Genomic DNA, 13,309 nt, shown 5'->3' with positions numbered 1-13,309 from the left:
AATGTCCTGCAGGGGCATCAGGGCTCGATGCCCTGATGCCCCTGCAAATAGTCACATCCGTTCAATCGCCAGTGCGATGCCCTGACCGCCGCCGATGCACATGGTGATCAACGCACGTTTTCCACCGATCCGCTCCAGTTCGTACAGCGCTTTGACAGTGATGATTGCACCGGTCGCCCCGACAGGGTGGCCCAGCGCGATTGCGCCGCCGTTCGGGTTTACTTTCGCCGGGTCAAAATCCAGCGCCTTGCTCACGGCCAGCGCTTGGGATGCGAAAGCTTCGTTGCTTTCGATCACGTCGAAATCTGCCGCCGTAAGGCCGGTTTTCTCCAGCAGCTTTGTAACGGCGGGGATTGGCCCGATGCCCATGACTTCGGGGCGTACCCCTGCGTGCGCATACCCGATAATCCGCGCCAGCGGGCGCAATCCGCTTGATGCCGCCGCAGATTCGCGCGCCAGAACCAGCGCTGCCGCACCATCGTTGATGCCCGAAGCATTGCCAGCTGTCACGGTCCCGTCTTTCTGAAACACCGGACGCAAACCTGCCAACTTCTCAAGCGTTGTTGCTTTTGGATGTTCGTCTACCTCGAAAGCTACCGTATCGCGGCCCTTGCGCACGTCGACAGAAACGATCTGTTCTTTGAAATATCCGGCCTCAATCGCAGCTGCGGCACGTTCTTGTGACTGCATGGCGAAGGCATCCTGCTCTGCGCGGGTTACTTCGTGCTCTCCGGCGACATTTTCTGCCGTGATGCCCATGTGCCCGGTTCCGAAAGGGCAGTTCAGCGTGCCCAGCAACATATCTTGCGAGGCAACATCACCCATTTTCTGTCCCCAACGTGCGGCGGGAAGGATATAGGGGGCGCGGCTCATGCTCTCTGCGCCGCCAGCCAGTGCAAATTCAGCGTCGCCCAACATGAGCGATTGAACAGCGGAAACAATCGCCTGAACGCCCGAACCGCACAAACGGTTAACGTTCATTGCAGGTACCGCATCAGGCACCCCTGCTTCCATCGCGGCAACGCGGCTAAGATACATGTCGCGCGGCTCTGTATTGATGACGTTGCCAAATACGACATGCCCGATCTGGCCGCCTTCAACGCCTGCGCGCGCCAATGCTTCGCGCGCGACGGTTGCGCCCAGTGTTGTGGCCGGTGTTCCCGCCAGCGCGCCGCCGAAAGTACCAATAGCGGTACGTGCGCCGCTCAGAATGACAATATCGTCTGACATGGGTTTTCTCCTGATTATGTTCGGCTTAACCTAGAAAGGCTTGCATGGATTGTCAGCCCCTACGTTCCGTCAGACTGCATTTCAGATAAAACTCTCGGGGTGCAAAGCGATACGCCCTTGATCCGAAAGTGACCAGCATTCCCGCCCTTCAAATACAACTGCGGCCAGCGGTCTTCCATATCCGGCACCGGCATCCAGATTCACGCGGTTACCATAATGGGTCACTGCTTTGACGGGGGTGTGGCCATGAACCACCAGCTTGCCGTGATCGCGCTTGTCGAGGTGGAACTCCTTGCGAATCCACAGCAGATCTTCTTCATCCTGCCCGGACAGCGGCACTCCAGGACGAATACCTGCATGGGCAAAAAACAAATCGACCGTTTCATAGCTGTGCGCGAGGGTGTTCAGAAAATCTATATGCGCCTGCGGGACAGCCGATTTTGCGAGCTTGTGTACAACCGTCTGTCGCTCTGTCTCGGTCACTTTGATGCCATACGAGGCCAGTGTCGCATCACCGCCTAAACGGGTGTGGAGCCAATAAAGATACACAGGCAAAAACGCATCATGCAGAGGATAATCGCGCATGAACCAGCTGAACATGCGGTCGTGATTTCCCTTCAGGCAGCGCCATGACTTACCCGCCGCGACCCCTTCAATCAGCAGATCAAGAACACCGGCAGAGTCGGGGCCACGGTCGGTATAATCGCCAAGAAATACAACTTCGGCATCTTTGCCACCATCGGCCTCGATCAAGGCCAGAACGCGGATCAACTCGGCCAGATGGCCGTGTATATCACCGATGGCGTAAATTGGTTTTGTCATGGAACCTCCAACGAAAAACAGGCGCGGCCCCGTCAGAGCCGCGCCTGTCAGATAAAGTATGGGTAGCTTTAAGCGACGTCGAATTCCAGCACCTTGATCTGGTTGAACATTCCGGTGTCGTGTAGCTTCTTCACCACTGTCGCCGGTACAGGCTCGTCGACGTACAGCAGCGCAATCGCTTCACCCTTCGCAGCCGAACGGCCCAGCGTAAAGTTGGCGATATTCACGCCGTTTTCGCCCATTGTATTGCCCAGCGTACCGATAATGCCGGGCACGTCTTCGTTGGTGGTATAGACCATGTGCGCGCCCACTTCGGCGTCGATGGTGATCCCCTTGATCTGGATAAACCGCGGCTTGCCGTCCGAGAAAACTGTGCCGGCAATGGAACGCTCGCGTTTTTCCGTAACAACAGTCACCTTGATATAGCCGTCGAAAACGCCGGATTTATCCTGATTGGTTGTGGAAATCTGGATGCCTTTTTCCTTGGCGACAACAGGTGCCGATACCATGTTCACATCAGGATTGGCGCGTTTCATAATCCCTGCGATGACGCCGCAGTTCAGCGCATCAATGTTCATATCCGACACAACACCGTCATAAAGGATGTTGATTGCCTTGATCGGCTCGTCGGTGAGCTGACCGATGAACGATCCGAGATGACCTGATAGCTTCAGCCACGGCCCCATAACCTGCGCCTCTTCGGCGGTAACGGACGGCATGTTGAGTGCGTTGCTGACGGCCCCCGTCAGCAGGTAATCAGACATCTGTTCTGCCACTTGCAGTGCCACGTTTTCCTGCGCTTCGCTAGTCGCCGCACCAAGGTGCGGTGTGCAGACCACGTTGGGCAGGTTGAACAACGGGTTTTCCTTGGCCGGCTCTTCTTTGAATACGTCAAATGCAGCACCCGCCACATGGCCGGATTTCAGAAGGTCGGCCAGCGCTTCTTCGTCCACCAGTCCGCCACGCGCACAGTTGATGATACGCACGCCCTTTTTTGTTTTCTCAAGGTTTTCACGGCTCAGAATGTTGTTGGTCTGCTCGGTGAATGGCACGTGCAGCGTAATAAAGTCAGAGCGCTTGAGCAATTCGTCCAGTTCAACCCGCTCCACCCCCATTTTGGCGGCCTTTTCTTCGCCAAGGAAGGGATCGAACGCGATAACTTTCATCTTCAAACCGCGCGCACGGTCACACACGATACCGCCGATGTTTCCTGCACCGATAACGCCCAACGTCTTGCCGGTAAGCTCGACACCCATGAATTTGGATTTTTCCCATTTCCCGGCATGGGTCGAGGCGGACGCCTCCGGAATCTGGCGCGCGACGGCAAACATCATCGCGATCGCGTGTTCTGCAGTTGTGATCATATTGCCGAAAGGCGTGTTCATCACGATCACACCCTTTTTGGAGGCTGCGTCTTTGTCGATGTTATCAGTCCCGATACCGGCGCGACCAATGACTTTGAGGTTCGGCGCCGCGGCGAGGATCTTCTCGGTCACTTTTGTAGCAGAGCGAATGGCAAGGCCATCGTAGTTGCCGATGACTTCCGCCAGCTTGTCTTTGTCCTTGCCCAGATCGGGCTGGAAATCCACGTCGATGCCGCGGTCTTTGAAGATTTGAACAGCTGCATCGCTGAGTTTGTCGGAAATGAGTACTTTAGGCGCCATGGGTGCGGTCCTTTGAAAAAAACAGGGGAGGGTGCGCGGAGGGATAGTCCCCACGCAGTTTATGCGTTGAGTTCAGCGTTGAATGCGTAGTCGAGCCAAGGCAGCATCGCTTCGATATCGCTTGTTTCGACTGTGGCACCACACCAGATGCGCAGGCCCGCAGGTGCGTCACGGTAAGCGCCGACATCCAGCGCGACGTTTTCATCCGCCAACCGCTTTGCAACGGCTTTGGCAAACGCTGCGCCATCACTGATCCGCGGATCGTTGAACTTCAGACATACAGAAGTGTTGGAGCGGGTGGCCGGATCAACGGCAAGGAATTCAAGCCAGTCATGTGTCTCTACAAAGGCGTTTATCGCCGCAGTATTGGCGTCAGCACGGGCGATCAGACCTTTCAGGCCGCCTACGGATTTCGCCCAATCCAGCGCAAGCAGGTAATCCTCGACGCAGAGCATGGAAGGGGTGTTGATTGTCTCACCCTTGAAGATACCCTCGATCAACTTGCCGCCTTTGGTCAGGCGGAAGATTTTTGGCAGGGGCCATGCAGGCGTGTAGTTTTCCAGACGCTCAACCGCGCGTGGGGACAGGATGAGCATCCCGTGGGCCGCTTCGCCGCCCAGCACTTTTTGCCAACTGAAGGTTGTGGCGTCCAGACGATCCCATGGCAGGTCCATCGCGAAAGCGGCAGATGTCGCATCGCACAGTGTCAGGCCTTTGCGGTCAGCGGGAATGTCAAAATCCGCAGGCACGCGCACGCCCGACGTGGTGCCGTTATAGGTAAAGCAAACATCGTTATCGAAATTCACACCGTCCAGATCGACGATCTCGCCGTAGGGGGCGGTTCTTTCTGTCGCATCGATCTTGAGTTGTTTCAGCGCGTCGGTCACCCAACCGGCCCCGAAGCTTTCCCATGCCAGCATTTCCACATGCCGTTCGCCCAGCAGGTTCCACATGGCCATTTCATACGCGCCAGTGTCAGACGCTGGCACGATGCCGATTTTGTAATCATCAGGCACGCCCAGAACTTCGCGCGTTGTGTCGATCGCTTCCAGCAGTTTTGCCTTGCCGGGGGCAGCGCGGTGGCTGCGGCCCAAGGGCGCGCCGGACAGTTTTGCCAGATCAAATGTGGGGGGTTTGGCGCAGGGGCCGGAAGAAAAACGCGGATTCACGGGCCGCGCCGTAGGTTGGTCAATAGCCATTATGCTATCCTCTCAGATATTCGCCCTTCGTTGGGGAAGGGTGTCCCACTGACTGATTTACGGGCGGTTGCCCTCTGGCACAAGGCGGCATTCAAGGCTAAACCGCCGTCTTGTAGGCTTTTTGCGACCTTCCTGACGCTGATCGGAAACTTTGATATGTTTACTGCCGTCCTTCTTACCGCGCCGAGCAAGCGCAACCTTGATCCGGCGCTGGTCGAATCGCTGCGCAATGCATGGGGTGGCGGTGATGCTGTCTGGTTGAGCCCTGACGAGGCGGCGGAGTTTTCACTGGCCGTTCTGCCGGAAAACCTGTGGGAGGTTTGGGAAAGCTGTCAGGCGATGGGCGTTGATTTGATTGTTGTGCCGTCGACAGGCCGTCGCAAAAAGATGCTACTGGCCGATATGGATAGCACGATGATCGAACAGGAATGCATTGACGAGCTTGCTGATGAGGCGGGAGTCGGCGCGCGCGTAAAGGACATTACAGCGCGTGCCATGAATGGCGAGCTGGATTTTGATGGTGCGCTGCGTGAGCGGGTTGGTTTGCTGAAGGGATTGCCCGAAGAGGTGATTGCAAAAGTGCTGGCGGAGCGGATCACATTGATGTCAGGCGGGGCGACATTGCTGGCCACGATGAAAGCGCAGGGTGCTTACACGGCCTTGGTTTCGGGTGGGTTTACAGCCTTTACATCCCAGGTGGCGGAACGGCTGGGCTTTGATGAAAACCGCGCAAATATATTACTGGTAAGCGATAGTATTTTGACAGGAGAGGTCGGGCTGCCGATCCTTGGCAAGCAGGCGAAAGTAGACGCGCTGGAAGATATCACCGCGCGGCTGGGAATTTCGGATGCCGATGTAATTGCAGTGGGTGACGGTGCCAACGATCTGGGCATGCTTGAGAGAGCAGGCATGGGCGTGGCACTACATGCAAAACCGTCTGTTGCTGCGCAATGTGATGTACGGATAAATTTCGGCGACCTGACAGCGTTGTTGTACGTGCAGGGATTTGCCAGATCAGAGTTTGTACTTTGACGGGGAGGGGGAGGGGCGCTGCCCCCTTGGCCCGAGGGCCAATTCCCCCGGGATATTTTTAGCCAAAAGAAAAATTAGAGTAGTCCAGCGGCGGGTTTGAGTATGCCTGTGCGCAATCCGTCCCAGTTGGTGATGGGTGCGTTGATCCGTTTGAGGGCTGCGGGGTGGTTTGCGTCAAGGGCGCCTAGACGGACAAGCAATGCGGCAATGGCCGCTTCGGCGGCGCGGGTTGTGCCGCAAGCGGCTTTCAGGGCGATGCCGATGCCGCGTTCTGGAAGGATAGCAACGAAAAATCCCTCCGCGCCGGTTTTAAGAGCGACTTTGCCATCACAGGCGCGCATAAGTTCGGTGCAGGCGCGACCTTCGCCTGCGACCAGTTCGGGGTGCAGGCGCATCGCCTGATGCAGACGTGTTTCGGCACTGTCTGATCCGGCTGCTGCAAAATGTGCCATGGCGCGGGCGACTCCGTGCAGGGTTGCGGCGTAATTCGGGGCCGAGCAGCCGTCTATTCCGTATCCCGGACTTTTCTGCTGCGTTACGTCTTCGAATGCTTCGAGGCAGGCGCGTTGTACCGGGTGGTCGGGATCGGTGTAATCAGGTCCTGCGCCGAGATGGCGGGCGAGTGTAAGAAAGCCTGCGTGTTTGCCCGAGCAGTTGTTGTGTATCCGGCAGGGGCTTTCGTGGGCGCGGATTTGCGCCACCATCGTGGCGCGATCACGTGATTCCTGTGGCCCGCAACGGAATGCTTCATCTTTCAGGCCGAGATCCTTCATCCAGTCACCCACAGCATCGACGTGGATTGTTGCGCCTTGATGGGAGGCGCATGCAAGCGCGAGTTGTTGAGTGGTAAGGTTGAATGCGTCCGCTGCGCCGGACCTTATCAGGGGCAGAGCCTGCATCATTTTTGAAGAACTTCTGGGTAGAACAATTGCATCGGGATCGCCCCAAGCATCCATGATCTGGCCTGATGAGTCGCAGATGACGGCATGGCCGGAATGGACACTTTCCAGAAAAGGGCCACGCCAGATTTCGGCAAACGGTGCGGGAGAGATCATAGTTGGTTCCTTTTGGCGTATATTATGGGCGAAAACCTGCCAATGCGGGGTTTCAGTACTCGCGTCTTTCGCGTTATGGTGTTTGTTGTCGAGAAGATCGCAAACCATTGCAATAGAATGACCCAATTTAAAGGGGCCGCAGCGTTGGTTTGCATTAAGTGTTGAGGCAACAAGACGGCTGGAGATTTGGACTGATGGCATTTTTGAGAACGGGTGTATGTGCTGCACTGATGACGGGCCTCATAGCGGGCGGCGCTTGGGCGCAGAGCCAGAGCACCAATCGCGTTGCGGCAAAGACCGACTGGAGTGTGTTCGTAGAGGATAACCCGACCGAGTGTTGGGGCGTTTCTACGCCAAAAGAGACCGTAAACTCCCGCGATGGGCGTGTGGTTGCTGTAAACCGTGGTCAGACTTTGCTGATGGTATTTTATCGACCCAGTGCAGGTGCCAAGGGGCAGGTTGCCTTTACCGGAGGTTATCCGTTTGCGAGTGGTTCTACCGTTACAATGGATATTTCGGGAAGTTCATTTGAGTTGTTTACCGAGGGGGAGTGGGCGTGGCCTGCGACTACTGCGGACGATTCAAAGATTATCACTGCGATGAAGCGTGGCGCCGATGCCAAGCTGACAGGCCGTTCGGGCCGCGGAACGAAAACAGAAGATACGTTTTCATTGTTGGGGTTCACTGCGGCTGTAGAAGATGCGGCGAAACGCTGCGGCGGCTGAATTTAACCTAGAGTTTATGGCAGCTCCATCCGGTATCGGGCGGGGCTGTTTTCATTTTTCGCACAGAACACCTATATAACGCGGAACCCCTGATAGGAATCGCACCCATGTCTGCACCAATCACCCAAGATGTTCACACCATTCCGCGCAAGCTGCCGGAAGGGCCCCAGAACCTTGTCGGGCTTACCCGTGACGCAATGCGCGATGCATTGATTGCTATTGGCACGCCTGAAAAACAGGCGAAGATGCGTGTTGGCCAGATTTGGCAGTGGATTTACAATTGGGGCGTTCGCGATTTCGACGCGATGACCAACCTTAGCAAAAGCTTCCGTGCCGAGCTGGCGCAGCACTTTGTAGTAGAGGTGCCGGAGGTCGTGACCAAACAGGTCAGTACAGATGGTACGCGCAAATATCTGGTGCGTATTGCGGGCGGTCACGAGGTGGAGGTAGTGTATATCCCCGAAACCGATCGGGGCACGCTGTGCGTCAGTTCGCAGGTTGGATGCACATTGACGTGTTCGTTCTGTCACACGGGCACCCAAAAGCTGGTGCGGAACCTGACGGCGGGTGAAATCATTGGGCAGGTCATGGTTGCACGTGATGATCTGGATGAATGGCCCAAAGGTGGTACTCGCACGCCTGAAGCGCGGCTTTTGTCAAACATTGTCCTGATGGGCATGGGCGAGCCGCTATACAACTTCGAAAACGTCCGTGATGCGATGAAGATTGCGATGGATCCCGAAGGTATCCAGCTTTCGCGTCGCCGCATCACCTTGAGCACATCCGGCGTAGTGCCGGAGATCGCACGTACCGCGCAGGAAATCGGCTGCATGCTGGCGGTGTCGTTTCATGCCACCACGGACGAGGTGCGCGACAAACTTGTCCCGATCAACAAAAAATGGAACATCGAAGCGTTGCTGGATGCGTTACGCGCGTATCCGAAAGCAGCCAATTCCGAGCGGATCACGTTCGAATACGTAATGCTGAATGGCATCAATGACAGTGACGAAGATGCGCACCGTCTGATGAAACTGATCGAGGGGATTCCCGCCAAAATCAATCTGATCCCGTTTAACGAGTGGCCCGGCGCACCCTATACGCGATCCTCCAACAATCGCATTCGGGCATTCTCTGATATCGTCCATGCAGCGGGTTATGCATCGCCTGTGCGTAAACCGCGTGGCGAAGATATCATGGCCGCCTGTGGTCAGCTCAAATCCGAGACCGAGCGCGTCCGCAAGTCACGACGCCAGATTGAAGCCGAGGCCGGTGTTGTGCGCGATAACCAATAGGAAGCCGCACAGCTTTCCTTGGATTGTTTCTGTATGAGCAACACCGCCAAACTTTTTTTGATATATCCCGGCTGTGCAGAAAGCCTCTTCGGTTATGTCATTTGTGGGCAGGCAGAGTGCTATTATGATTTTCCCGCTAGCGTAGAAAAATACAATTGATCGCATTCAACCCATACGTGCTATAGTAAATTTGTGAATTCGGCAGCAAACGCATTTCTTGCGCTTCAGGCGGTCATTTTCAACTTTTACGTGCTGAAAAACCGCCTTTCCGCCATATTACGATCTGAATCTCGACACCCCAACGCAGGAGACTGTTTCTCAAGATGGCTTAATCAGGAGAAATGTGATGTCTATCATTATTAAAACAGACGCCTTTACCACCGATAAGGTGATGCAGATCGTTACACGCGAGCGTGCGGTTGCGCTGTCGGCACGGGAATGGAAGCACCGCCTTGCAGGCTATGGCTATTCCATCCGCGATACCGATGACGGCAGACATGTTCTGGAAACCTTGCCCCACCAGGTAGAATTGTGTGAGTTGCCCGAAGAGCTGTTTAACTGATCATCTGTCGGGAATGCTGTCGCGTGTTGATGGCTCGCCCCAGTTTTCGATCAGATCCATCGCATCTTGGGCCGTTTCGACAAACCGAAACAGGTCAAGATCTTCGGCGGATATCGTGCCCGCATCGGCCAGCGCATCCCAGTTAATGATGCCTTTCCAGAATTCGCGGCCAAACAGCAAGAACGGCACACGTTCCATCCGGCCTGTCTGGATCAGCGTGAGCGCTTCAAATGTTTCGTCCAGTGTCCCAAAGCCGCCGGGAAACACACAGATCGCTTTTGCGCGCATCAGAAAATGCATTTTTCTAATCGCGAAATAGTGAAAATTGAAACACAGGTCGGGCGTAACATATTCGTTTGGTGCCTGCTCGTGTGGAAGAACAATTCCAAGGCCGATGGATTTGCCACCGGCATCCACTGCGCCGCGGTTGCCTGCCTCCATCACGCCCGGCCCACCGCCGGTGACGATAACATTTTCGCAGCCGCCGGATTCCTTTGATTTCAGGGTCATTAGACGCGCAAATTCACGCGCTTCGTCATAGAACCGTGAAAGGTCTGCCAGCGTTTTTGTGCGTGCAGTCTCTTTTTCTGCGGGGGCAGGGATGCGGGCACCACCAAACAAAACGATTGTTGACTGAATCCCGTATTCATCCAGAATCATCTGTGGCTTGAGAAGTTCCAGTTGCAGACGGACAGGACGCAGCTCTTCGCGGCATAAAAAGTCGAAATCACTGAATGCCAGCTTGTAGGACGGGGCCTGTGTTTGGGGTGTGACGGGCACATCAGCAGCAACGCTGCGATCTGTAGAGGCATGCCGCAGCGGGTGCCGGTTCTTTTTACTCATTATATCCTCGATCTTCTTGGCTTTGGCGCACCATGCACGTGATTGCGGCGGTTGACTATGGCATTATGTACGCTGTGGGGCAGGAGGCCCGTCAAGATTGTGAGCCGATCTAAATAGGGCGGAGGATTGCGCGGAAAGCCCTCTGCGCGTATAGCGCGTTCTAAACCTTTTTTGAAGACGGAGTTCCGACATGTCCAATGCACAGCTTGAAACAGCCATCGAGGCAGCGTGGGAAGACCGCGATAGCATTACCTCGGCCACAACCGGCGAGACACGTGATGCAATTGAGGCAACATTGAATGCTCTCGACAGCGGCAAACTGCGTGTTGCAGAGAAGCAGGACAGCGGTGATTGGCATGTAAACCAATGGGCTAAAAAGGCCGTTCTGCTAGGCTTTCGGATCAAGGATATGGAACATCAAGAAGGCGGCCCGCAGGGTGCCGGATGGTGGGACAAGGTCGACAGCAAGTTCAAAGGCTGGGGCGATGCGCAGTGGAAAGAAGCAGGCTTTCGCGCCGTGCCGAACTGCGTTGTGCGCAAGTCTGCCTATATTGCGCCGAACGTTGTGCTGATGCCTTCGTTTGTGAACATTGGTGCTTATGTCGACAGCGGCACAATGGTCGATACATGGGCGACTGTTGGCTCTTGCGCGCAGATCGGCAAAAACGTGCACCTTTCCGGTGGCGTCGGAATTGGTGGCGTTCTGGAGCCGATGCAGGCAGGTCCGACAATCATTGAGGACAACTGCTTTATCGGTGCACGCTCCGAAGTTGTCGAAGGTTGTATCGTCCGTGAAGGGTCTGTTCTGGGCATGGGCGTATTCATCGGCCAATCCACCAAGATCGTGGACCGTGAAACCGGTGAAGTCATGTATGGCGAAGTACCGTCCGGGTCCGTTGTTGTTGCAGGCTCCATGCCATCCAAGAACGGCGTTAACCTCTATTGCGCAGTGATCGTAAAGCGGGTGGACGAGCGGACACGCTCGAAAACATCAATCAACGAATTGTTGCGCGACTGATGCGGGTTCTTCTGACCATGCTGCTGGCTGTTCTGGCAACTGCTGCGTGGTCAGGGCCTTATGACGGGCGCTATCGTCCTGATCATCCGTCCGGCGACAGTTGGGATTGTAAAAGCATCGGGAAAGACGGTGGCGCAATCCTGTTGACCTCAAGTATTTTCTTTGCTGTAGGCAGCAGATGTACCTTGCGGGATGGTGTCGCGGTAAGCGGCATGGACGCTACGTTATATGATGCGATCTGTCGCGCTGACGGAGAGCCGTGGCACCGCCGGATAATGATCATGAAAACCGATAACGGCATCGCAGTTGTTCAAAAGGGCGCGCGCATCAGCATGTTGCGCAAGTGTGAGTAGGGCAATCTGCTTCTGTACCGTTTCAATTCGCGCAGGACCATCAGGGCTTGCGCACCCCTACCAGTAAGGTCGTTGCTATGTCTGAGGAAAATAAACCGAAAAAAACCTCCCGTCAGCAGGTCTATACCCTGTTGGTCGAGATTGGCCGCAAGGCGGGTGATGGGCTGCCCGAAAAAGCAACAGGTGCTGCGCTGATGTGTTTTGCTTCCGGCATCGACGAGGCGGAGGCCGTGCGCGAAACCGTTGCGATCCTGAAGCAGGCGGATACCGCCCCGCTGGACGTTACAGGATACGGCACGCTCGCCGAACGCGAAGCCGAGGGTCACGAAATTGACGAGGAAGAGCGCGCCCTGATGCAGCGCGCGCTCGACGAAAACTCCGTTATTGTGGCGCAGATGACGCCGTTTTTTGACTAGCCGTCAAGCTGCACGGCGTTTGGCGAGGTGAATAGCCTCATACCATTTGAGAATTTTGTGTGAGGGCGCTCTGTGTTCCGGAAGATCATTGCGATCCACGCCGAACAGCACGCTTGAGGCAAGCTGGTGCGTGTCACGGCGTATCCGACCGATATACATACTTTCCAACGGTGCGCCGCCAGCAAGGATCGTATCATGGTTCGGCAGGATCAATTGGGTATAGCGGGTTAGATGGCCGCTAGGCTCTGCTCGCGCAGCAAAGCCGTTAACCAGATGGCGCGCAGGCGTCAGCACCTTTTCACACGAGAACAGATATTCCACTTCCGGTCCGTCAATCACCACATGCTGTTCCGGCGCGATGATAATGTCATCCTGAAGCCCGAAATAGGGCGCGCGCATACGGATCGGCGCATAGCTGCCGCGTGCAGGCACGCTTCGGGTCACCGTCTGCAATACCGGCACCACATCGCCGTCGGCTGTGTAAACGGTATCGCCGCGTTTTAGTGTGCCGGCATTGCGGTAACCCCACGGCGTGGCAATCGGCGTGTCGGGCGACAGGGTCGGCCTTGCGCCAATCGGTTCGATCTGGTCAGACAGCGCGGCAAATACCATGTCCTGAGCATAATCCTGTTGCCCGCGGCCCAGCATTAGATCGCGCAGATCATCCAGCGTCAGTGTCAGCGGGTTTTCAACCGCAACACTTGTCACCACACTCTCGCCGACCTGTTCCAGCGTCAGACGGCCCCAGTTATATTTCGTGTCCCATGCATAGGTAAGGCGCAGCACTTCGGCGCGGCCAGCGTTCTTGTGCGCAATAGCGGCGTGGGCGATATGCTCCCCCTGAACATGCACCATCGCGACACCACCTCCGGGAATGGCCTGAAACACAAGGCTTCGATGGCTTGGGTGCGGAGTGGTGTAACCGAACAAGACCTGTGGTTTGCTGTCTTCGGCGACTTGGGTTTCAAATACGATACTGCCGCGCGTGAGAACCTGACCGGGCACATCCGCTACTATTGGTGCAGTGCGTTTTTCATGGCCCAGCCCGCGCAGGGACAGGCGGCGGTCGGAATGGTCGGTCAGTGCAAGCCAAGTCAT

Annotated in this window: 14 protein-coding genes; 7 read left to right on the top strand and 7 right to left on the bottom strand. The window is 55.9% G+C overall.

The window, feature by feature from the left end:
* Nucleotides 1–51 precede the first annotated feature (51 nt).
* From OS189_RS05690 to OS189_RS05675, 4 genes are all read right to left on the bottom strand, one after another.
* Nucleotides 52–1,230, bottom strand: coding sequence for an acetyl-CoA C-acyltransferase family protein (locus tag OS189_RS05690; protein WP_267166323.1), 1,179 nt, complete (start codon nucleotides 1,228–1,230; stop codon nucleotides 52–54).
* 81 nt (nucleotides 1,231–1,311) lie between these two features.
* Complete coding sequence (locus OS189_RS05685; protein ID WP_267166322.1) at nucleotides 1,312–2,052, bottom strand: metallophosphoesterase family protein; 741 nt, start codon at nucleotides 2,050–2,052, stop codon at nucleotides 1,312–1,314.
* Nucleotides 2,053–2,120: 68 nt separating this feature from the next.
* Entirely contained in the window at nucleotides 2,121–3,716 is a 1,596-nt protein-coding gene (gene serA, locus OS189_RS05680) for a phosphoglycerate dehydrogenase (RefSeq protein WP_267166321.1), read from the bottom strand.
* Between the two features lie 59 nt (nucleotides 3,717–3,775).
* Nucleotides 3,776–4,915, bottom strand: a complete 1,140-nt coding sequence (locus tag OS189_RS05675) for a phosphoserine transaminase (protein WP_267166320.1) — start codon at nucleotides 4,913–4,915, stop codon at nucleotides 3,776–3,778.
* A gap of 156 nt (nucleotides 4,916–5,071) precedes the next feature.
* Between OS189_RS05675 and serB the strand changes: the two genes are divergently transcribed.
* Nucleotides 5,072–5,947 carry a phosphoserine phosphatase SerB gene (serB, locus tag OS189_RS05670; protein WP_267166319.1) on the top strand — a complete coding sequence of 292 codons (876 nt, stop codon included), beginning with the start codon at nucleotides 5,072–5,074 and terminating at the stop codon, nucleotides 5,945–5,947.
* 74 nt (nucleotides 5,948–6,021) lie between these two features.
* Here serB and OS189_RS05665 read toward each other — a convergent pair whose 3' ends face one another.
* On the bottom strand, nucleotides 6,022–7,002 hold the full coding sequence (locus OS189_RS05665; RefSeq protein WP_267166318.1) for an asparaginase: 981 nt from the start codon (nucleotides 7,000–7,002) through the stop codon (nucleotides 6,022–6,024).
* A 230-nt stretch (nucleotides 7,003–7,232) separates the two neighbouring features.
* Between OS189_RS05665 and OS189_RS05660 the strand changes: the two genes are divergently transcribed.
* The 3 genes from OS189_RS05660 to OS189_RS05650 all read left to right on the top strand — a co-directional run bounded on the left by OS189_RS05660 (nucleotide 7,233) and on the right by OS189_RS05650 (nucleotide 9,581).
* Nucleotides 7,233–7,727, top strand: coding sequence for an invasion associated locus B family protein (locus OS189_RS05660; RefSeq protein ID WP_267166317.1), 495 nt, complete (start codon nucleotides 7,233–7,235; stop codon nucleotides 7,725–7,727).
* Between the two features lie 107 nt (nucleotides 7,728–7,834).
* Entirely contained in the window at nucleotides 7,835–9,019 is a 1,185-nt protein-coding gene (gene rlmN / locus OS189_RS05655) for a dual-specificity RNA methyltransferase RlmN (RefSeq protein ID WP_267166316.1), read from the top strand.
* A 346-nt stretch (nucleotides 9,020–9,365) separates the two neighbouring features.
* Entirely contained in the window at nucleotides 9,366–9,581 is a 216-nt protein-coding gene (locus OS189_RS05650; RefSeq protein ID WP_267166315.1) for a hypothetical protein, read from the top strand.
* Here the strand turns inward: OS189_RS05650 and OS189_RS05645 are convergent, their stop codons facing one another.
* Complete coding sequence (locus OS189_RS05645) at nucleotides 9,582–10,424, bottom strand: LOG family protein (RefSeq protein ID WP_267166314.1); 843 nt, start codon at nucleotides 10,422–10,424, stop codon at nucleotides 9,582–9,584.
* 190 nt (nucleotides 10,425–10,614) lie between these two features.
* Between OS189_RS05645 and dapD the strand changes: the two genes are divergently transcribed.
* The 3 genes from dapD (at nucleotide 10,615) to OS189_RS05630 (ending at nucleotide 12,211) form a co-directional block, all read left to right on the top strand.
* On the top strand, nucleotides 10,615–11,442 hold the full coding sequence (dapD, locus tag OS189_RS05640; RefSeq protein WP_267166313.1) for a 2,3,4,5-tetrahydropyridine-2,6-dicarboxylate N-succinyltransferase: 828 nt from the start codon (nucleotides 10,615–10,617) through the stop codon (nucleotides 11,440–11,442).
* Nucleotides 11,442–11,795, top strand: a complete 354-nt coding sequence (locus OS189_RS05635; RefSeq protein WP_267166312.1) for a hypothetical protein — start codon at nucleotides 11,442–11,444, stop codon at nucleotides 11,793–11,795. The genes dapD and OS189_RS05635 overlap by 1 nt, the downstream gene beginning before the upstream one ends.
* Nucleotides 11,796–11,872: 77 nt before the next feature.
* Nucleotides 11,873–12,211 (top strand): DUF8846 family protein, encoded by a 339-nt coding sequence (locus OS189_RS05630; protein WP_267166311.1) that lies wholly within the window; start codon nucleotides 11,873–11,875, stop codon nucleotides 12,209–12,211.
* Between the two features lie 3 nt (nucleotides 12,212–12,214).
* Here OS189_RS05630 and OS189_RS05625 read toward each other — a convergent pair whose 3' ends face one another.
* Nucleotides 12,215–13,309, bottom strand: a complete 1,095-nt coding sequence (locus tag OS189_RS05625; protein ID WP_267166310.1) for a Hint domain-containing protein — start codon at nucleotides 13,307–13,309, stop codon at nucleotides 12,215–12,217.

The organism is Sulfitobacter sp. F26169L, from assembly GCF_026410285.1.
Taxonomy (GTDB): Bacteria; Pseudomonadota; Alphaproteobacteria; order Rhodobacterales; family Rhodobacteraceae; genus Sulfitobacter.
Note: the sequence above shows the minus strand (reverse complement) of the source record. Positions and strands in the feature narration are given on the sequence as shown.

Excerpts from the sequence above, each read along its gene's own strand:
- serA (WP_267166321.1), bottom strand. The coding sequence starts at position 3,716 with ATGGCGCCTAAAGTACTCATTTCCGACAAACTCAGCGATGCAGCTGTT.
- rlmN (WP_267166316.1), top strand. The coding sequence starts at position 7,835 with ATGTCTGCACCAATCACCCAAGATGTTCACACCATTCCGCGCAAGCTG.
- OS189_RS05630 (WP_267166311.1), top strand. The coding sequence starts at position 11,873 with ATGTCTGAGGAAAATAAACCGAAAAAAACCTCCCGTCAGCAGGTCTAT.
- dapD (WP_267166313.1), top strand. The coding sequence starts at position 10,615 with ATGTCCAATGCACAGCTTGAAACAGCCATCGAGGCAGCGTGGGAAGAC.
- OS189_RS05675 (WP_267166320.1), bottom strand. The coding sequence starts at position 4,915 with ATGGCTATTGACCAACCTACGGCGCGGCCCGTGAATCCGCGTTTTTCT.
- OS189_RS05665 (WP_267166318.1), bottom strand. The coding sequence starts at position 7,002 with ATGATCTCTCCCGCACCGTTTGCCGAAATCTGGCGTGGCCCTTTTCTG.
- OS189_RS05645 (WP_267166314.1), bottom strand. The coding sequence starts at position 10,424 with ATGAGTAAAAAGAACCGGCACCCGCTGCGGCATGCCTCTACAGATCGC.
- OS189_RS05690 (WP_267166323.1), bottom strand. The coding sequence starts at position 1,230 with ATGTCAGACGATATTGTCATTCTGAGCGGCGCACGTACCGCTATTGGT.
- serB (WP_267166319.1), top strand. The coding sequence starts at position 5,072 with ATGTTTACTGCCGTCCTTCTTACCGCGCCGAGCAAGCGCAACCTTGAT.
- OS189_RS05685 (WP_267166322.1), bottom strand. The coding sequence starts at position 2,052 with ATGACAAAACCAATTTACGCCATCGGTGATATACACGGCCATCTGGCC.
- OS189_RS05660 (WP_267166317.1), top strand. The coding sequence starts at position 7,233 with ATGACGGGCCTCATAGCGGGCGGCGCTTGGGCGCAGAGCCAGAGCACC.
- OS189_RS05625 (WP_267166310.1), bottom strand. The coding sequence starts at position 13,309 with ATGACTTGGCTTGCACTGACCGACCATTCCGACCGCCGCCTGTCCCTG.
- OS189_RS05635 (WP_267166312.1), top strand. The coding sequence starts at position 11,442 with ATGCGGGTTCTTCTGACCATGCTGCTGGCTGTTCTGGCAACTGCTGCG.
- OS189_RS05650 (WP_267166315.1), top strand. The coding sequence starts at position 9,366 with ATGTCTATCATTATTAAAACAGACGCCTTTACCACCGATAAGGTGATG.